The following is a 20,580-nucleotide window of genomic DNA, read 5'->3' as shown; positions in this document are numbered from 1 at the left end:
TTGTGTTTCTCCTTACTCTTTTTTCTAGAGTGTAGTCTCATTTAGAAAACTTTGCAACATAACCTTTTGATTGTATATGACATTTTTATATCCTACGCATAATACCTACTACTAACAATATCGATTCTATTCTGTTATAATATGAATTAGCAACATAAAGGAAAGGAATTAGAAAAAATGACCTTACAAAATACTAAAAACCTGAAAAAACAAGTTGCTCCTTTTGAAAAATCAACGACGAAAAAAAGTATTTGGCAAATCATCAACACAATAGTGCCATTTATTATATTATGGTACCTTGCTTATAAAAGCCTGTCCGTTTCTTATTGGTTAACATTAGTTCCATCTGTGATAGCCGCTGGGTTTTTGACACGGATTTTCATTATTTTTCATGATTGTACCCATCATTCTTTTTTTAAAAGTCGCCGTGCAAATAGAATAGTTGGGACATTTATGGGTGTTTTAACTTTATTCCCGTTTGATCAATGGGGGCATGAGCATTCCATTCATCACGCTACAAGTGGTAATTTGGATAAGCGAGGTACAGGAGATATTTGGACCCTTACAGTGAATGAATATTTGGCAGCGCCACTTAGACACCGTTTAGCATATCGTTTTTATCGTAACCCATTGGTTATGTTTGGATTAGGTCCGATTTATGTTTTCCTGCTTAAAAATAGATTTAACCGAAAAGGTGCCAGAAAGAAGGAACGCATGAACACCTATTTGACGAATGTTTTAATCGTTGCTTTAGTAGGGTTACTCTGCTGGGCACTCGGATGGCAATCGTTTCTTTTAGTGCAAGGTTCTATATTCTTAATATCAGGTTCAGTAGGTATTTGGCTGTTTTACGTACAGCACACATTTGAGGATTCTTATTTTGAAGAAGATAAAGAGTGGGAATATGTGAAAGCAGCAGTGGAAGGAAGTTCTTTTTATAAACTTCCAAAACTCCTGCAATTTCTTACTGGCAATATTGGATTTCATCATGTTCACCATTTAAGTCCAAGAGTACCTAACTATAAACTAGAAGAGGCACACAATAATACGCTTCCTTTAAAAAATGTACCAACGATTACTCTTGCTACAAGCCTGCGGTCAATCCGTTTCCGTCTATGGGATGAGCAAAACAACAATTTTGTTAGCTTTAAAGACGTCAAATATTTAGCGAAAAACAATGTTTCTATTCAAGTGAAATCCGAACTATAATTTCATCATTTATGGCTGACTCCCCTTAATAATCCTTGATTTAAGGGGAGTCTTTGTTTAAGTAGTAGATGCTCGATAAGGAGAAAACTTAAATGATTCAAATTGTAATTGCGGAGGATTAGGAAATGCTGTTAGGGATAATTGGTTCCCTACTGAATTCAAATGAAAATGATGAAGAAAAAATAATAGAATCTGCTGTCAATGTACTGTCTAAATGTTTATCTCTTGAGAAACTTCGCAACAAAAACCTTTTTTATTTATCACCTTTTTGCACCAGAACCGTATACATCGGAACACCTTATGAATTATATTGAACCGAAGGGGCTTACGTTGATAATCGACTTTTTAATAGATAAAAGCATGTTTATACGCTTGAGTCTGAAGAAGAAACCAAACTTTCGTTGAATACATGTAAACAATGTGAGAACCATTGATAATCCAATAGTTCTCACATTGAGATTAAGATAAGTCCGAATTTTATACGCTAAGACAATTTCTAAAGTGAAATCTCATCTTTACAGAATTTACGATGCACGAAAGCCCACGCAGGACTTTAGTCCGTCTTTAGACGTGGGATGAAAGCAGCGTTTTTGCATAGCAAAACATGGTATACTTTATTTATAGTCATGCAAAAGACTCTAAAACGACTGTTCTCTGAAAACAGAATACATATGAGGTTGGGGTAGCAAATTCTTCTACTCCGTAAAATGTATTAAGTCGTCATGCAAAAGACGTAAAAACATTTGAGAACCAACAATCTGTACGGTATGGTCACAGTACCGTAGCCCACGAACCTATATGGTCTGTTGTGGGAGTGGTGATGGCACACCGCAATCTTGCACGTCAGCGATACCAGAAATGGACTTCGCCTTTGGTAGCAAGAATCCCACTGGCGTTAGTCAGCTGGCCCCTTTAGGGGTGGGAGTGTCAATACTGGGGTGTTTCTTTTGGTTAGCTTGATGTGCATCGGTCTGTATCCCTTTTAACACAAAACAATGATTTTATATGGTGTAGTTTGAGCTGGTATACTCATTGTTGTAAGACCGTAAATAGCTATTAAATTTCGATTCACAAGATTCCCTGTAAAAAATTGACCGTTTGTTAATAAAATTTGAGTAGAAGGAGAAATATTTAATTTTAATTTTCCATCACCACTCTCCAACTGTTCATTAAAATAGTCTACTTTTACATTTTGATGCGGTGTATACTTAGCCATAACAATTGCTTGAAATTGTGGTGGGAAAATGAGAGGAACAGGAGCGTTAGCATCGTAAAATCCACTTATTTTATCTCCTATTACTACTGTTGCGTAGTCAATAAAATAAGTATTTGGTTTCACTACAAAATTTATTAGAGTTCCATAACCATTATTTACGGATATTAACTTATTACATCCTATTTCTTCATTTGATCCTGTTACAAAATCGTTAATCATAGTTATTGTACCCTCAAATGATTGAAAGTTTGTCATTCAAATACCTCTTTTGTTTATATAATTAAACCTTTATGGCTACTCTATAATTTTTAAAAACATGTAAATGAACTAATCCTTCTTGTATCAATTCCAAAAATCATCCAAAACCTACCGTTCCATCTAAAACCAGTAACAGATCTTGGTCCTACAAAAATCGGATAATACCAAAACTGTTCACCATTTGTAAGCCATATATAGGTGTTTCGAAATAAACAGAATGAAATTGCTCCTGGATCAACAGCAAATGGTGAAGCTGTTGATTGTTGAGGAATAAATGATGGGGGAGGAGATGTTGGGGCTTGTGAACTTTGTTCTCCTGGAAACCCTGATGTTCCTGGTAAACCAGGAATTTGAAGACCAGGGAATTGACGATCGAAGTATTGATCATAATTTATATAAGGATAATATATTGACTCATGATACATTTAAAAGTCACCTCTTTATTTTATAATTTCCTAAAGTATTAATATGTAATATTGCCTATACATGAAGCTTATCCGCTTTGTATAGGCAATATTTTTATAAGGCAGATATGTTTGTTTTTGGATGTGAGCGTAGTGGCTGGGGTGAAGCGAAGCTAGGGGTAAGAGGAAGGAGAATTCTTTCGGATAATTCATTTCTCCATATTACGTTATACATCTTATAACGAAAAATAACAAATAACGACATGTTTTTTAGGAATATTGTTATTTATTGCTTATTTGTCTTTTATTTGTTGTTTATTTATCTTTAGTTTGTTGTTTATTTGTTGTTTATTTGTTGTTTTTTGTTATGGAGAAGTATGTAATTATGCATATCTAAATAAAGGAGATCGATATGCAGAGTGTGATTAAATTATATTAAACAAAACTCAAATTATATTAGCTATTTTATATATATTTAAAATAACCGCTTTTTAACTAAGTATATCAAGTTGTAACTGCTATAATTACTTGAATTATATTAAAAAATCATTTTACAAATATAACATTATCGGTCGTATTAATACTTAATAGTTAAATTATTGAATATAATCGACAAAATTCTACTATTTACGTATTAAAAATTTAATGTTTTAATAAAGGTGCAATTGGTATGACCACTCAAGGGGGGAGAAGATTGCACTAATAAATGTGCAAAGTTGCAAGTAACATTATGTCGGAGTTATTTATCTTAATATTCAGTTATTTTTAAATGGGTCTAAAATCTCAAAAGTATCACATTTGTAAAAAAAGTGTTTTAAGTTACTACATAGCAAAAGTGATTTTATTCCGCAATAAAAGTATAAGCAATGTACAGTATAATTTCATCTTTTGTAATCTTGTAGGACCTTGTCGACAAAACTAGGCGAGATATTATGAAATTATTATATTATTAAAAAACTCATGACAGGGATAGCTGTAGGAGCAATGGGTTTATCTATCTGGGCTCTTGTAAGTCAAACAGCAACTCAAGAGAAAAATAAATATTATACTATTCATTGGGCAGTTAATTCAAATATAGGTGATGAAATTCTATTGTTTACTTTTATAAAACCTGATATTCAAATTAATAGTAAACAATATCCTTACATTCTATGAGAAGTAAATAATAACGAGGTTTAACACTCTATCTGAAAGATTTCTCCTTCCTCGAGCATGTGAAAAAAGAGCCTAGCGTTAGGTCGTTCAAGATGTATGTATAAGATTGTAAATAGACAATAGTAAAGGGGTGTACGGAATGAAAAATAAAATAATAACAGGACTTTTTATAACATCAATTGTAACTGGGGCGACTATTCCTATCAATACTCTTGCAACACCAATCGTTCATGCAGAAACTCAACAGGAAAGCATGGATATATCCTCATCATTACGAAAATTAGGTGCACAATCTAAATTAATCCAAACATATATTGATCAAGGTTTAATGAGCCCTAATGTACAGCTAGCAGAAGTCCCAGCTTTAAATACAAATCAATCCCTAATCAAGCAAGATATGAAGGAATGGTCATCAGAACTTTATCCAAATTTAATTCTAGTAAATTCAAAAAGTAAAGGGTTTGTAACTAAATTTAATAGCTATTATCCAACATTAAAAGCGTTTGTAGACAATAAAGAAGATAAAGAAGGCTTTGTGGATAGACTTGAAGTTCTTCAAGATATGACTATGACGAACCAAGAAAACGTACAAAGACAGATTAATGAATTAACAGATCTTAAATTACAGCTGGATAAAAAACTTCAAGATCTCGATATGGATGTAACAAAAGCACAGGGTGTACTAAGTTCAGATGGAACAGGGAAAATAGATCAGCTAAAAAATGAATTACAAAATACCCAAAAATCAATTCAAAATGATTTACAACAAATAGCATTATTACCAGGAGCTTTAAATGAACAAGGGTTTGTTATTTTCAAAGAAGTCTATAACCTTTCAAAAGATATCATTGAACCTGCTGCTCAAACAGCGGTAGCAGCGTATAACAAAGGAAAAGAAATTAACAACTCTATTTTAGAAGCAGAGAAAAAAGCAGAGCAAGAAGCGAAAGAAAAGGGTAAATCTGCTCTAGAGATTGAAGCGGCCAAAAAAGAAGCCCGTGAAGCAATTGAGAAAAGCAAACAAGCTGAAATAGCTGCAGCTGCAGTTGCAAAAACAAAAGAGTATGACCTTACGAAAGTAATTGATCCTGAAAAAATTAAAAAAACATATAGTGCTTTCGCTGAAGTAAATAAACTAACAGCAGAACAGCGAACACATTTAGCAGATTTAGAGACACAAAACCAAAAATTTTATGATTTAACTAAGAACCTAAAAATAGCAGATTTACAAAAATCAATGCTTCTTATTATGCAAAATGATTTACATACATTTGCAAATCAAGTAGATGTAGAACTTGACCTACTAAAGCACTATAAGGAAGATTTGGGTGTAATAAAAAATAGCCTTACAAAATTATCTACTAATGTTGATACAACTAACCAACAGTCTCAAAAAGATACATTAAGACAATTAAAAAATGTAATAAGTTACCTTGAAGAACAGGTCTATAAATTTTAATATTATGTTTTTGAAAATCTAAAAAGATTATAAGAATCTAGCGAAAGAATGAGAAGGAGAATAGTTATGAAAAAATTTCCATTTAAAGTGTTGACTTTAGCTACTCTGGCAACGGTTATAACTGCTACTACCGGTAACACTATTCATGCATTTGCACAAGAAACGACTGGTCAAGAACAAAAAGTAGGGAATTATGCATTAGGGCCTGAAGGACTGAAGAAAGCATTGGCTGAAACAGGGTCTCATATTCTTGTAATGGATTTATACGCAAAAACAATGATTAAACAACCAAATGTAAATCTGTCCAATATTGATTTAGGTTCAGAAGGAGGAGAATTAATCAAAAACATTCACCTTAATCAGGAACTGTCGCGAATCAATGCGAATTATTGGCTAGATACAGCGAAACCAAAGATTCAAAAAACAGCACGTAATATTGTAAATTACGATGAACAATTTCAAAATTATTACGACACATTAGTAGATACTGCACAAAAGAAAGATAAGGCAGGCTTAAAAGAGGGTATAAATGATTTAATCACTACAATTAATACAAATTCAAAAGAGGTTACAGAAGTAATTAAGATGTTACAGGACTTCAAAACAAAACTATATACAAATTCTACAGATTTTAAAAATAATGTAGGCGGCCCAGATGGAAAAGGTGGATTAACGGCACTATTAGCGGGGCAACAAGCGCTAATTCCGCAACTTCAAGCTGAAATTGAGAAGCTGCATTCTACTCAGAAAGAACATTTTGACAATGTATTAGCATGGTCAATTGGCGGTGGATTAGGAGCAGCCATTTTAGTTATTGGAGCTATTGCAGGAGCTGTAGTAATTGTTGTGACTGGCGGTACAGCAACACCTGCTGTTGTTGGTGGCCTTACAGCTCTTGGTGCAGCTGGAATTGGTTTAGGAACAGCAGCTGGTGTCACGGCATCTAAGCATATGGACTCCTATAACGAAATTTCTAACAAAATTGGACAATTAAGTACAAAAGCTGATCTTGCTAGCCAAGCTGTTATTTCGCTTACTAACGCGAAAGACACTTTAGCATATCTGTATCAGACAGTGGATCAAGCGATACTATCTCTAACGAATATTCAACAACAATGGAATAAAATGGGGGGTAATTATACAGATTTGTATGATAATATCGACCAAATGCAAGAGCATAAACTCTCGTTGATACCTGATGATTTAAAGGCTGCTAAACAAAGTTGGAATGATATTCATAAAGATGCAGAATTCATTTCGAAAGATATTGCTTTTAAACAAGAATAGAAATTAAAAATCATAACCTATATTGGAGGAATATAAAATGATAAAAACAATCCCGTACAAACTAATCGTTGCATCGGCTCTTTTAACTATGACAACAACTTCTGTAGTCTCACCAGTAGCAGTTTTTGCAAGTGAAATGGAACAAACTAACAATGAAGATATGTCTTTTTCAGCAAATGAAGCGAAGATGAAAGAAGCCTTGCAAAAGGCTGGATTATTTGCAAAATCTATGAATGAATATTCTTATTTACTAATTAATAATCCGGATGTGAATTTTGAAGGAATTACTATTAATGGGTACGAAGATTTACCTGGTAAAATTGTACAAGATCAAAGAAATGCAAGAGCACATGCAGTTACATGGGATACGCAAGTAAAAAGACAACTTTTAGATACATTGACGGGTATTATTGAATACGATACAACATTTGACAATTATTATGACACATTAGTACAGGCTATGAATGATGGGGATGGAGACACTTTAAAAGAAGGGATTACAGATTTCCGAGCTGAAATTCAACAAAACCAAGCGCATACACAAAAATTAATACAAGAATTAACTAAGTTAAGAGACAATATTGGACAAGATGTTAGAGCGTTTGGAAGCAATAAAGATCAATTGTATTCAATTTTAAAAAATCAAACAGCTGGACTGGAAGATGATCAAAAGCGTCTAGATGACCTTTTAGGGCAAGTAAACTATTATAAAAAATTAGAATCTGATGGATTTACAACAATGAAGGTTGGTATTTTTGGCCTATGGTGGATTGGCGGTATAATAGTAGGTACAGCGAGAGATAATTTAGGAAAGATAGAGCCTTATTTAGCAGAAGTACGTAAGACTGTAGATTCTAAAACAACTTTAAATCGTGTAGTTAGAGTTGCGTATAATAATATCGATCAGATGCATAAGGCGATTGATAATGCTATTAACGCCCTTACTTATATGTCCACACAATGGCATGATTTAGATTCTCAATATTCAGGAGTACTGGGACATATTGAGACTGCATCACAAAAAGCAGATCAAAATAAATATAAATTCTTAAAACCTAACTTGAATGCAGCTAAAGACAGTTGGAAAACATTACGAACAGATGCGGTCACATTAAAAGAAGGGATAAAAGAATTAAAAGTGGAACCTGTTGCGCCACAAAAATAGGGAAATATTAATTCTGTTGCATAGTGGCCCAAAACATAGAGAGTCTATGATTACACTATTAAACAGTAAGGCGACAATTAATAAATCCTTATATACCAGAAAGGCGGAGTCTCATTAAAGACTTCGCCTTTCACTTATATAATTTTCATTCAAATAAAAAGATAACCGTGCAGTTTTAATTGTTTTTTAAAACTTTGCAACAGAACCGATTAATATGGGACAGATTATAAAGAGTTGCTTGATAATATCGAATCTATGCAACAACATAGCTTCCCTTTAATACTTGATGATTTAAAGGCTGCTAAAGAAAGTAAGGATGATACTTATAAAAGATGTATAACCCATTTAGAAAGACATCGTTTTTAAAGAAGAATAGAACTTGAAATCAAATTCTATATTGGAGGAATATGAAATGATGAAAAAAATTCCGTATAAAATACTCGCTGTATCAGCGTTTTTAACTATGACAACTACTTATGCAGTCACACCAGTAGCAGCCTTTGCAAGTGAAATTGAACAAACTAACAATGGAGATATGTCTCTTTCAGCAAATGAAGAACAGATGAAAAAAACTGTGCAAGATGCTGGATTATTTGTAAAATCTATGAATGAATATTCTTATTTGCTAATTAATAATCCAGATGTGAGTTTTGAAGGAATTACTATTAATGGGTATGCAGATTTACCTAGTAAAATTGTACAAGATCAAAAGAATGCAAGAGAACATGCAGTTTCATGGAATACGAAAGTAAAAAAACAGCTTTTAGATACATTGACAGGTATTATTGAATACGATACAAAATTTGAAAATCATTATGAAACATTAGTAGAGGCAATCAATACTGGGAATGGAGATACTTTAAAAAAAGGGATTACAGATTTACGGGGGGAAATTCAACAAAATCAAAATTCTGCAAAAGTATTAATAGAAGAATTAACTAAATTTAAAAATGATATTGGAGAAGATGTTAGAGTATTTGGAAGCCATAAAGAGACCTTGCAGTCTATTTTAAAAAGCCAAGGGGCTGCGGTTGAGGATGATCAAAAGCGTCTAGAGGACCTTTTAGGGCAAGTAAACTATCAGAAAGATATAGAATCTAAGGGATTGGACATGGTGAAAATCCCCTTTATTCCCACATTGATTGCTGGTGGGATAATGATAGGTGATGCAAGAGGTAAGTTAGGCTGGTTAGAGCCGGAATTAGCAAAATTACGTCAGAATGTAGATTATAAAATAACATTAAATCGTGTAGTAGGAGTTGCGTTTCATAATATTAGTGATATGCATAGTGCGATTGATAATGCTATTACTGCTCTTACTTATATGTCCACGCAATGGGATGATTTAGACTCTCGATATGCGGGCGTACTGGGACATGTTGATAAAGCGGATCAAAAAGTTGATCAAAATAGATATAAATTCTTAATCCCTAACTTGAATGCAGCGAAAGACAGTTGGAAAACATTACGAACAGATGTTGTCACATTACAAGAAGGGATAAAAATTGCAGAGAAAAAAGAACAGGATTTTATGAATCAGCTTCGTCCATCAAGCGTTTTCTACTTTTATAAAAAAATTCATAACGCATATACATTTGAAATAAAGACTGGATCAAATGCACCAAATGCGTCTTATAAAGTTATGAATTTAACTAAAAACACTGTTCATAATATGTGGGGCGGAGGACCAAATACAAACATGTGGGCTGACTGGCTTTCATTCAATCCAAAAGATGAATTTGCGGTGGTAGCAGTAGTGGATGGGAAAGAATATGTTGTATATAAAGACAAAGTAGAAAATATAATGAACTGAACCCGAAAAGTTAGACAGAAAAATTACGCAGCAATTGGAGATGGTACGCTAAACTGGGCACTAAGTTAAGTGAAAAAGATGATTCAGAGAGTTCTCTTTCCATTCACTTCTTAAAAGCATGGTTAGTTCAGTCATATCTCGTCCTATGTACATACTTTCATCTCCATAATATGTAGTTTGAATGAATGTTGAAATAATATGCGGAAGTTTAAAAATAAAATTAAGGATAGCTTTTAAATGGATTGGTTACATTATTGATTGTGGAGGTGAGAAAGATGAACAAAAAACAACAAGGTTACAATAAGGCCACTTCTGGCGCTAACATCCAAAGTACAAATGCTAGCTATGGTACAGAATTCGCAACTGAAACAAATGTACAAGCAGTAAAACAAGCAAATGCACAAGCAGAGGCAAAGAAAGCACAAGCTTCAAGTGCACAAAGTGCAAATGCTAGTTATGGTACAGAATTTGCAACTGAAACAAATGTACAAGCAGTAAAACAAGCGAATGCACAATCAGCTGCAAAAAAATCACAATCTTCTAGCTCTAATCAATAATGAAGGAAAAACACTTCTCTATCTTAAGAGAAGTGTTTTCTCAGGCTGTGGAGAAAGTCTTCTCCGCAGCCTATTTTTGTGTTTGGACCTCTTTTTATGTGTCAATCCAAATAAAAAAGAGGAAAAGGAAAGATTTTTTATTTGGGTATGATGAGGACCATCCGTATGGTCACGAAAAGGCCGAAGTCATTTCTTCAGGAATTGTAGCTATTATTTTAATTCTAGCATCTTTATTTATTGCTTATGAATCAATAAAAGCATTATTTCCCCCAGTGACTGAGCCTCATATGATTGCTTTTATAGCGGCTGTTGTTTCTTTAGTTTGGAAACAAATCTTATATGTATATACAATACGGATTGGCCGAAAAGCAAATAGTAAAAGGTCTTATCGCAACTGCTTATGACCATCTTGCTGACGTTTATGCTTCTATTGCCGCTGGAATTGGAATTGCTTTGCTAAACGATAGATATCCATTTCCATATGCAGCTTATGAAGATCCATTAGCCGGAATCTTTGTTTCCTTCTTTGTTTTAAAACTTGCAATTAGTATGGGGAAAGAAGCTGTATATATATTAATGGAAGGTGGTCTACCTACTGAAAAATGTAGTGAATATAAGAAGATAATTCAGGCACATCCATTGGTGAAAAGGATTGATATAATGTGTGCTCGTGAACATAGCCGCTATATTTTGATTGATGTTAGGGTTAGTGTCCTAGCTTATTGAAGTATCCAACAAGGACATGATATTTGTAGAGAGATAAAAACGACGATTATGGAGCATGATCCAGATGTAGATGAAGTGCTCATTCACTTAAATCCGTGGTATCAAGAAAAATAAGCATGTTAAAGTTTAGAGTTATAAAAGTAGGTAATTAGAAATTACTTTTGTTAGTTTAGATAAATATATAGTAGTAATTATTTTGAAATTGAAAACATATTAGTTATAGAACTTATTTTTGTGTATAAGGAGCATGAGTAGAATGAACAGAGTAGGAAAAGATGATTTTGTTTCTGGATTTGTACCGAAGCATAACCATGGATCAGTGGATTATACATCTGTTGTAGGTGGGCATGTGCATCAATGTTTAGACGTTACATCTCCACCAATACAAGCACCAAATGGGGAACATATACATTATACAGAAGGGTATGTTCTTTTTGAGGATGGGCATACGCACCATTACAAGGCATATTCTGGACCAGCAATTCCAGTTGGAAATGGGATGCATGTTCATTATTATGATTTTTATACGACAGAAGATAATGGACATAAACATCGCGTTAAGGGAGTAGATCAACCTGCACCAGGTGACAAATAAGGCTGATAAAAAAATCCTCTGTTGAAAACAGAGAGCTTTTGTTTCAATTCATTTAAAAACCTTGAATAAAAGAATATAAGGTTCTGATGCAAAAAATCTCTTAAACCTGGACATACTGATAGTACTACTCTAGAAAAGATGCGTCACCAGTATGGAAAGGGAGCATTTGTTCAAATGGGAGCATTATCAGCATGAACTCATTTTATTAACAGTAAGGTGGTACCTACGGTACAATTTGAGCTTCCGTAACCTGGTGGAAATGATGGAGGAAAGAGTATTATCAATGGCTCACACAACCATTATGCGCTGGGTTCATCAATATGGTCCTCAATTAGCAGAGAAAGTACGACATCATCTTAAATTAACAAATGATTCGTGGAGAGTCGATGAAACCTATATATTAAAGTAAAAGGTCAATGAAAGTACGTATTTCGTGCAGTTGATTCAGAGAGTAATATAATTGATTTTTATCTAAGTAAATCAAGAGATAAATAAAAGCCAAGCGCTTTTTCAAGAAGGCCTTGGCTTTTTCGTATGTTTCTAAACCTCGTGTGATAACAGTAGATAAGAACTCTGCCTATCCTGTAGCGATTCAAGAATTGAAAGAAGAGAAACATATGCCTGAAGGCATACAACTAAGGCAAGTTAAATATCTCAATAATATAGTGGAACAAGATCACCGGTTTATTAAAAGACGAGTTTGTTATATGTTAAGATTAAAGTCATATAAAACAGCAATCTCTATATTGAGTGGTGTTGAAGCCACTCATAAATAATTGGAATGATAATAAAACTGTTAATTGTTGATGTAACCATTCCTCCTATAACCACGATACCTAATGTTTGAGAAATAACCGTATCTGTACTATGAGAAAATGCAAGTGGTAATAAAGTAAGGATTGTTGCTGCTGTCATAAAGATTGGTCTAATCCTTTAAAGACTACCCTTCAATACAGCCTCTTTAATAGGCATTCCTTCTTTTCAATTTCGTTCGATTTTGTCGATTAATACAATTCCGTTCGTTACTCTCTTCCAAACTTATAATTTTCATAAAGAAAAGACACTCATATATGAGTGTCTTTTCCGATAGTTTTTTTAGCAGAAGCAAGCAGCTCCAACGATGATTAATAAAATAAACAATACAACTAATAAAGCAAATCCACCAGCAAAGCCGCCGCCACAACTACCACCAAAGCCCATAATAGTTCCTCCTTTAGATAAGAGGACAAAACACATGGTCACTCTTGTATTTTAACGGATTCAATTTACTTTATGTTTTTACGCATGAATTGAGCAGGTCCTTTTGAAAATAAAGAAAAGACACTCTCCTTTGAGTGTCTTCTCTCCATTTGAACCATCTTGCTTTTGGTCGCGTCCATATATCTTTTTACTTGCAATTATCTTGAAGTTTTCGCACTAGAACCCAAAATACTTACTTATGTTTTCCTGGAAGACCAATATCGGCGAATGAAAAATATGCTTAATGCTACTCTTATTAACAAAGCAAAGGGAACTTGTTACATTCTTATATGTAATATTGCATATAAAAATGTGTTGATAATAATGTAAGCGCTTACTATAATGAAGGCATAAAGATAAATCATATCTTAACAGCAACAAAAAGGAGGAAATAATATGGAAATCGCAATGGCAGTTTTGAAATTTTTAGGTGGGGTAATTCCATTAGTTCAAGAACTTTTAAAAGCATTTATGTAAGTTTATTATTTAGCAATCATTTATAAATCATTATCATATCTTAAGATAAAAAAGAACGGGGTGTTTTTTCTGAAAATTAAGAAAAATAACAAAAGAATAAAATTCCTAGCATGTTTATTAGTTAGTTTATGCACTATTAATTATTCATCTATTTCTTTCGCGGAAACACAAACAGGTAATTCAGCTGATGCAACAAAAAATGCTAGTGGCATTAATACTGGTATAGCAAATTTAAAGTATGATAGTAGAGATATTTTAGCAGTAAATGGTGATAAAGTAGAGAGTTTTGTTCCGAAAGAAAGTATCAATTCAAATGGTAAATTTGTAGTAGTTGAGCGTGAGAAAAAATCACTGACAACGTCACCAGTCGATATTTCGATTATTGATTCTGTGGCTAATCGTACTTATCCAGGAGCAGTACAACTTGCAAATAAAGCTTTTGCAGATAATCAACCTAGTTTATTAGTGGCTAAGAGAAATCCTTTGAATATTAGTATAGACTTACCTGGCATGAGAAAAGAAAATACAATAACTGTCCAAAATCCGACATATGGTAATGTGTCTGGAGCAGTAGATGATTTAGTATCTACTTGGAATGAAAAGTATTCAAAAACACATACGCTGCCTGCAAGAATGCAGTATACAGAATCTATGGTTTATAGTAAATCTCAAATAGCAAGTGCTCTTAATGTTAACGCTAAATATCTTGACAATTCACTGAACATTGATTTTAATGCGATTGCAAATGGAGAGAAAAAAGTGATGGTTGCGGCATATAAGCAAATATTTTATACCGTAAGTGCTGAACTACCTAACAATCCATCCGATCTTTTTGATAATAGTGTTACTTTTGGTGAGTTAACTCGTAAAGGGGTAAGTAATGTGGCTCCGCCTGTTATGGTGTCAAATGTAGCTTATGGCAGAACAATTTATGTAAAATTAGAAACAACATCTAAGAGCAAAGATGTACAAGCTGCCTTTAAAGCCTTACTTAAGAATAACAGCGTCGAAACGAGTGGACAGTACAAAGATATTTTTGAAGACAGTACTTTTACCGCTGTAGTATTAGGCGGAGATGCGAAAGAGCATAACAAGGTTGTTACAAAAGATTTTAATGAAATACGAAATATCATTAAAGATAATGCAGAATTAAGTCCTAAAAATCCAGCATACCCAATTTCATATACAAGCACTTTCTTAAAAGATAACTCAACTGCTGCTGTTCATAACAATACAGATTATATTGAGACTACAACTACAGAATATTCAAGTGCTAAAATGACGCTTGATCATTACGGTGCATATGTTGCTCAATTTGATGTATCTTGGGATGAATTCTCATATGATCAAAATGGAAAAGAGGTACTAACGCATAAAACTTGGGAAGAAAGCGGCAGAGACAAAACTGCTCATTTCTCTACAGTCATACCACTTCCACCGAATTCAAAAAATGTAAAAGTCGTAGCGAGAGAATGTACAGGTCTTGCATGGGAATGGTGGAGAACCATTATTAATGAACAAAATGTTCCACTAACAAATGAAATAAAGGTTTCAATTGGAGGAACAACATTATACCCAACTGCTAATATTAGTCATTAGGTAGAAGTGAAGCGCCCTGTAAACAGGGCGCTTTTCAAATATATCATACGCATCTAATTAGGGATTCAATATACTATTTTAACAAAAAAGCTTATTTTTTCGTTTAGGGGCTACTATATAAACTTAGCTTGACAGCGATGTGGTGCTACCCAAGAAGTGCCTAAAAAATTATTATTTTGAGTTCTTGTTACTTGATTGTGCCCATTCCGCCAATTTTAACATGTACATTAACTTTAACATCAGCCTTCGATAATGCTTTTCCCCATTGCTTTTGGACTTTTTTCCAATCCTTATATTTATATGCTCGTGCATACACCCCAAATCCTATAGGGTCAATTTCTGCTTTTTGTATTTTCTTTATGAAACGTTCTAACTCACTTTTTAACTGCTTTTCAATGCTTTTTTCTAATCTCTCCCCATTATTCCTAACATTAAAAGGAAACAGTCGTTCTGAAATTACAATTCTCATATGTATATTCATATTAAACAAAAAATGATTTTTATATTGTACACTTGTTTTTACTTTGGTACCTTGAGCACTAAAACTTAACCAATGTTTTTCTTTGCTTTCAGATTGTAGCGGTACGGCAATAGTAAATGGAAATTCTCCCTTTATGTTATTTTGTAAAGTGCTTAATAATAAATTTTCTTTTGGTGTAATAGTTAGCTTATATCTATTCTGTTCATCAAGTAATGCTGTACCTGTCAACTTTATATTGTTATTCTTTTTAAGTGCACTTATACTCGCTGTCATTCCTTTTTCTCTTGTTTGGTTATGAAAATCTTGAAGAGTCGTTCGTACAGTAATATTTCTTCTATGTCCAGTATCAATTAATTTTGTCAAATATATAGGAAGACGAGGTTTATTTTTGGGAGCAGAATAAATTATGTCTGAAACAGGTCCATCCACAGCAACAATTCTTGTAGTAACCGTGTTTTTGGGATCTCGATAAAAAGGATCTAAATAATCCACCCATTTCTTATGTTTTAAAAGTCGCTTACCAATCAAAATAAGTTGTGTCTTGCTTCCTGATGTCAAAGCCATAACCAGGGTATCAAATTTTTCGCGAGAGTTTCGCACTGTAACAGATTTCACACCATATTGTTCTTCTTTAATCTTAGCTTCTTTATTGAAAACAGGACTGGATAAGTATACTTTCAAGTTATCATTTTCGTCCAAATCTAAACCCAGTATAAGAGTGAGTGTAACATCTTCTACATTCATTTGGTCTAAGTTTAAACACCCTGTGAGCAATAGTAGCGGAATTAAAACACTACATAATATTTTTTGCTTCAATGTGCTTCCCTCCGAAAGAATTTTTTGTGGATTAAGTTATATATCCATAAAAATACAGGGAATAAGAAAGCTAATACAAGTCCAGCTTTCGATGTGAGATTTTGAAATAGTTCAGATTCATTCCATGAGGGATGGATCCAAAACGTTACTATAATTACTGCCAATAATAAAATAGCTACATGAGAAGTATGATCTTGTTTTCCAATTAGTTGACTAGAACAAAATGTAGCACAGTATACACAAGGAATCCATGCAGTAGAGACGACAATTAAGTAAATAGCTAATAAAATCATATCAAACCGTTCTAAAAAACGAAATTCAATAACTTTAAGCAAGTTTAGTACGGGTTGATTAAACTCTAAAATTGCATCTGGACTGAAGTATAAAAAGCAAATAACTATAGTAAATAGATAAAATCCAAATGTTATGGTATTTGCTATAAGAATGCCTTGCGTTGCATATTGCTTTTTTTGCAAAAAAGGATAAAGAAAAAATGCGATTTCAAATCCTATAAAGGAAAAGATAGTAGAAGGAACAGCCGAAAAGATAGGTTTCCAACCCTCCTTTAATAATGGAAGAAAGTGTAACCAATTGCCATCTTCTAATGGTATGAAGAAAAAAAATGGAATCCACATTGTCATATAAAAGCATAATTCACAGTATCGACCTAATATCCGAACACCATTGCGTGCAACCAGAAAGGTTGGAATAGAGAACAAAAACAAAATAATATAGTCAGCTGTTTTTGGAAGAAGCCAGCCCTTAATATAAAGCATGCCATTAATTAGAACTGTCCATGCGTAAAAAGCAAAATATATCATATAAAGAATAATTACCATGGTAGCAATGATTTTTCCAAAAAATCGAATAAGAATTTCATATAAGGTATCATTTGGATAGTGTTTGGCTGTTTGAATTAGCAAAATGCTGGCGGTCATAGCGCAAAACCAGCCAATAAATAGTGCTATCCAGCTATCTGTGCCAGCTTTTTCTGCAAGTACCCTTGGAAGGGATAGGATTCCAGTTCCTACTTGTGAGGCATTAATAATAAAGATATATTGCATGACAGTGATGTCATTATATGCATATTTTTTCATATTTTCACCTTTTATCAGGATTAGTTTCTTTGTGATTCTTTGTAATATTTTTAGATTTTCTCTTCATTGACCACAAAGGAAAGCGAACAAAGGTGTCCTTCATACCTGAAATACGAAAAGGTGACAAAGGACTACCATAAGGAGTACCTAAGGACTCTAAACTTATAAGATGTGCAATTATAGTCATCCAGCCGATAATAATTCCTACAATTCCAAATAAAGCAGCTAATAACATCATAGGAAAACGCAATAATCTTATTGCCAAACCCATTTCATAATTAGGAACAATAGAAGAAGCTATAGTTGTAACAGCAACAATAATAATCATGATATTACTCACAATCCCTGCTTGAACAGCAGCTTGTCCAATCACAATACCTCCAACAATCCCTACGGTCTGGCTAATGGGAGTGGGTAAACGAAGGGCAGCCTCTCTCATCATTTCTAAGGTAATCTCCATAAGTAAAGCTTCCATCACCGGAAGAAACGGAACGCGTTCTCTTGATTCTGCAATTGATAAATAGAGCTGTACAGGAATAACTTCATAATTAAATGAAATAAACGCTACATATGTTGCAGGTAATAATAAGGCTATAAAAAAGCCTATAAAGCGTAGTAATCGAACAGCGGAAGATACTAACCAACGTGTGTCGTAGTCATCTACCCATTGAAAGAAAGAAATGAAATTTACGGGGGCAATCAAAACATTTGGACTTCGATCCACAACAATGCCGAATCTCCCCTGAAGGATGTGAGAAACAGTTGAATCTGGCCTTTCGGTCAAGATGAACTGTGGAAATGGTGAATAAGGATTATCCTCAATAAATTCAATTATTTCACCAGTATTTATAACCGTGTCCACCTCAATATTTTGAATTCTAGTTTCCAATTCCTTAAGTACATCTTTAGAAGCTATATCTCTTAAATATAAAATAGATACTTTGGTCTTTCCTCTACTACCAATTAAAACCTCTTTTAATACTAATTCTCTATTAGGAATATACCTTCGTATTAAAGCTATATTTTGACTAGATGTTTCTACAAATCCTTGATGAGTCCCTTTTAGCGAGATTTCATTTCTAGGTTCTGTTATATCTCTTTGTGGCCACCCTTTTGTATTTAGTTGATATCCTGCGTCTAGACCGTGAACTAATAAAATGCAATCCCCTTGAAAAATAGCATTTTCGACTTGATTCCAAGTATTAATTGTTTGAACTTCTCCTATTGTGACAGGGAGACCATTACTAATATCAAACGGTTTATGCATCAAAGGGGATAGTATATTATTATGAATAGATTGTGTATCTGTTAATCCGGATAAATATATTAGAGCAGCTTCTGATTTATTTACTAGTTGAAATTGACGAATTACCAGATCAGGAGCTTGTTGAAAAAGTATTTGAAGATTATTTATGTTTTGGAATAAGTCACAGTTGATGTTATGATTTTCTACATTTTCTTTCTGTATATTTGAATTTCTATTGCCTTGATCATTTATAGAATAACGTCCTTGTTTTAAAAATTTAAAAATAGGAAACACAACATAGACTCCCCTCGAAAAGACTTTTCAATATGTTTATTGTGTATATTTTATAGGGATTTATTCCACTATTTACTGCAGTAGCAATTTTTGCTACGCAGAAAGCCAAGTCTAATCACGACTACTCATTGGGATATACTCTTCACTTAGGGAGTCTTCTTGGCTAGAATGATAAAGGGGACATATTTCCTTATGCCTTGCACTGTTTACACAAATTTTATCTGTAAGGGTGTCAAGTATCTTCGATATTCATTTACCATACAAAAAGCCCCACAAGCATAGCACTTAATAAAGAAACAGCTATTCCACTAACAAGGAGCTTCCAAACATTCTTACCGATAATTGATGATTTTTCTTCGCCAAATAATGAATTATAAGTTCCATAAATCATACCCACTGTACTAAAGTTAGCAAAAGAGGCTAGAAATGTTGTTGCAACTGCAATAGTATGCGGATGTAAAGTGTTTAGGTGTGATTTTAAATCCATCATTGCTACAAATTCATTAGTTGTTATTTTGATTCCCATTAATTCAGCTACATACATAGCATCAGTTCCTGATAAACCGAGTAAAAAAGCAAAGGGACTAAAGATAATAGAGAAGATTTTTTGAATTGTTAAACCAGCTACAAAAAAACTTAAAATACCATTTAAACATGCTGTTAATGCTACATATCCAATTACCATTGCTAAAATAACAATAACCATATTCATCCCAACTAACATACTGTTTGAAATGGTAGAAAAAAAATCTTTCTTTTCTTTTTTTGAAGGTGAATAAACAATATCTTCTTCTTTAGTGATTTCTATAGGATTTAAAACATTGGCTAAAATTAATGCGTTTATACAGTTTAAAGGAATCGCGCTGAAAATATATGTTGCTGGAACCATTGATAGATAAGCACCAAGAATGGAACCGCTGACGCTACTCATACTCATAATTCCAAAGGTTAATAAACGATTTTCTTTTAAAACAGATAATTGATCACGAACAACAGCAAGTGCTTCTGTGTTTCCTAAAAACATCATTTGAATGGAAAAGAAACTTTCTAATTTTGGTAAACGAGAAATTTTTGAAATGATTGCACCTACTTTATCAATAATCCAAGTTAAGATTCCAAAATAAGAAAGAATATCAAAAAAAGTGATAACAAAAATGATAGGAAGTAATGCGCTAAAGAAGAAGTCAATTGTTTGATTTTCCATAGCTGAAGGAAATGCAAATCGAATACCTTCATTCGCACATGATATTAGCCAAGAGAAAAAAGATGCAATTTTATTAATTATGATACTTCCCAATTTAGTGCCTAACATAAACCATGTAATAAGAAGTTCAAATATTATCAGAACAATGATTGGTTTCCATTTTATTTTTCTTCTATTAGGCGAACATAAGAAAACTAATAATAATACAATGAAAATCCCTATAATATTAAATATCAAATTCATGTCAACAACTCCTTTAGGTCTATTATTTGTATATAAAAAA

General features: G+C 33.2%; 16 protein-coding genes and 2 pseudogenes. 10 read left to right on the top strand and 8 right to left on the bottom strand.

All coding sequences use genetic code 11. The annotated features are described in order from the left end of the window. Window positions 1-177 precede the first annotated feature (177 nt). Window positions 178-1,209, top strand: a complete 1,032-nt coding sequence (gene desA / locus BAU28_RS22340) for a Delta(5) desaturase DesA (RefSeq protein ID WP_071720033.1) — start codon at window positions 178-180, stop codon at window positions 1,207-1,209. 982 nt (window positions 1,210-2,191) lie between these two features. On the opposite strand, the gene BAU28_RS22330 is transcribed toward desA, so the two are convergent. Next, on the bottom strand, window positions 2,192-2,680 hold the full coding sequence (locus BAU28_RS22330) for a hypothetical protein (protein ID WP_071720031.1): 489 nt from the start codon (window positions 2,678-2,680) through the stop codon (window positions 2,192-2,194). A gap of 53 nt (window positions 2,681-2,733) precedes the next feature. Further along, entirely contained in the window at window positions 2,734-3,108 is a 375-nt protein-coding gene (locus BAU28_RS22325) for a transporter (RefSeq protein WP_071720030.1), read from the bottom strand. A gap of 1,273 nt (window positions 3,109-4,381) precedes the next feature. Here BAU28_RS22325 and hblC point away from each other — a divergent pair. The 8 genes and pseudogenes from hblC to BAU28_RS29420 all read left to right on the top strand — a co-directional run bounded on the left by hblC (window position 4,382) and on the right by BAU28_RS29420 (window position 12,620). Next, window positions 4,382-5,701, top strand: coding sequence for a hemolysin BL lytic component L2 (gene hblC / locus BAU28_RS22315; protein WP_071720028.1), 1,320 nt, complete (start codon window positions 4,382-4,384; stop codon window positions 5,699-5,701). A gap of 66 nt (window positions 5,702-5,767) precedes the next feature. Then, window positions 5,768-6,988, top strand: a complete 1,221-nt coding sequence (hblD, locus tag BAU28_RS22310) for a hemolysin BL lytic component L1 (RefSeq protein WP_071720027.1) — start codon at window positions 5,768-5,770, stop codon at window positions 6,986-6,988. A 37-nt stretch (window positions 6,989-7,025) separates the two neighbouring features. Next, window positions 7,026-8,153: a hemolysin BL binding component B gene (gene hblA / locus BAU28_RS22305; RefSeq protein WP_071720026.1), complete on the top strand. Its 1,128-nt coding sequence runs from the start codon at window positions 7,026-7,028 to the stop codon at window positions 8,151-8,153. 412 nt (window positions 8,154-8,565) lie between these two features. After that, a complete protein-coding gene (gene hblB / locus BAU28_RS22300; protein ID WP_071720025.1) occupies window positions 8,566-9,966 on the top strand; it encodes a hemolysin BL regulatory component HblB in 1,401 nt (466 codons plus the stop codon). 260 nt (window positions 9,967-10,226) lie between these two features. Next, entirely contained in the window at window positions 10,227-10,523 is a 297-nt protein-coding gene (locus BAU28_RS22295; RefSeq protein WP_071720052.1) for a gamma-type small acid-soluble spore protein, read from the top strand. Window positions 10,524-10,621: 98 nt separating this feature from the next. Then, window positions 10,622-11,363: pseudogene (locus tag BAU28_RS22290) on the top strand (cation diffusion facilitator family transporter). A 142-nt stretch (window positions 11,364-11,505) separates the two neighbouring features. Beyond that, complete coding sequence (locus BAU28_RS22285) at window positions 11,506-11,844, top strand: YmaF family protein (RefSeq protein WP_002175234.1); 339 nt, start codon at window positions 11,506-11,508, stop codon at window positions 11,842-11,844. A gap of 151 nt (window positions 11,845-11,995) precedes the next feature. Continuing rightward, window positions 11,996-12,620: pseudogene (locus BAU28_RS29420) on the top strand (IS6 family transposase). On the opposite strand, the gene BAU28_RS31110 reads toward BAU28_RS29420, so the two are convergent. Together BAU28_RS31110 and BAU28_RS22265 are read right to left on the bottom strand one after the other, a co-directional pair. Further along, window positions 12,586-12,759 carry an efflux RND transporter permease subunit gene (locus tag BAU28_RS31110; RefSeq protein ID WP_244158175.1) on the bottom strand — a complete coding sequence of 58 codons (174 nt, stop codon included), beginning with the start codon at window positions 12,757-12,759 and terminating at the stop codon, window positions 12,586-12,588. The pseudogene BAU28_RS29420 and the gene BAU28_RS31110 sit on opposite strands and share 35 nt — an antisense overlap. Before the next feature lie 180 nt (window positions 12,760-12,939). After that, on the bottom strand, window positions 12,940-13,044 hold the full coding sequence (locus BAU28_RS22265; protein WP_000505684.1) for a YjcZ family sporulation protein: 105 nt from the start codon (window positions 13,042-13,044) through the stop codon (window positions 12,940-12,942). Between the two features lie 576 nt (window positions 13,045-13,620). Here BAU28_RS22265 and BAU28_RS22255 point away from each other — a divergent pair. Next, a complete protein-coding gene (locus BAU28_RS22255; protein ID WP_071720022.1) occupies window positions 13,621-15,159 on the top strand; it encodes a thiol-activated cytolysin family protein in 1,539 nt (512 codons plus the stop codon). Between the two features lie 187 nt (window positions 15,160-15,346). Here the strand turns inward: BAU28_RS22255 and BAU28_RS22250 are convergent, their stop codons facing one another. The 4 genes from BAU28_RS22250 to BAU28_RS22235 all read right to left on the bottom strand — a co-directional run bounded on the left by BAU28_RS22250 (window position 15,347) and on the right by BAU28_RS22235 (window position 20,540). After that, the gene (locus BAU28_RS22250; RefSeq protein WP_071720021.1) at window positions 15,347-16,456 is read right to left on the bottom strand and encodes a Ger(x)C family spore germination protein; all 1,110 of its coding nucleotides are present in this window, start codon (window positions 16,454-16,456) and stop codon (window positions 15,347-15,349) included. Beyond that, entirely contained in the window at window positions 16,453-17,553 is a 1,101-nt protein-coding gene (locus BAU28_RS22245) for a GerAB/ArcD/ProY family transporter (RefSeq protein WP_071720020.1), read from the bottom strand. The genes BAU28_RS22250 and BAU28_RS22245 overlap by 4 nt, the downstream gene beginning before the upstream one ends. Before the next feature lie 4 nt (window positions 17,554-17,557). Then, complete coding sequence (locus BAU28_RS22240) at window positions 17,558-19,093, bottom strand: spore germination protein (RefSeq protein WP_083594876.1); 1,536 nt, start codon at window positions 19,091-19,093, stop codon at window positions 17,558-17,560. 253 nt (window positions 19,094-19,346) lie between these two features. After that, complete coding sequence (locus BAU28_RS22235) at window positions 19,347-20,540, bottom strand: NupC/NupG family nucleoside CNT transporter (protein ID WP_071720019.1); 1,194 nt, start codon at window positions 20,538-20,540, stop codon at window positions 19,347-19,349. Between the last annotated feature and the right edge of the window lie 40 nt (window positions 20,541-20,580).

This window comes from Bacillus paramycoides (genome assembly GCF_001884235.1).
Classification (GTDB): Bacteria; Bacillota; Bacilli; order Bacillales; family Bacillaceae_G; genus Bacillus_A; species Bacillus_A paramycoides.
Note: the sequence above shows the minus strand (reverse complement) of the source record. Positions and strands in the feature narration are given on the sequence as shown.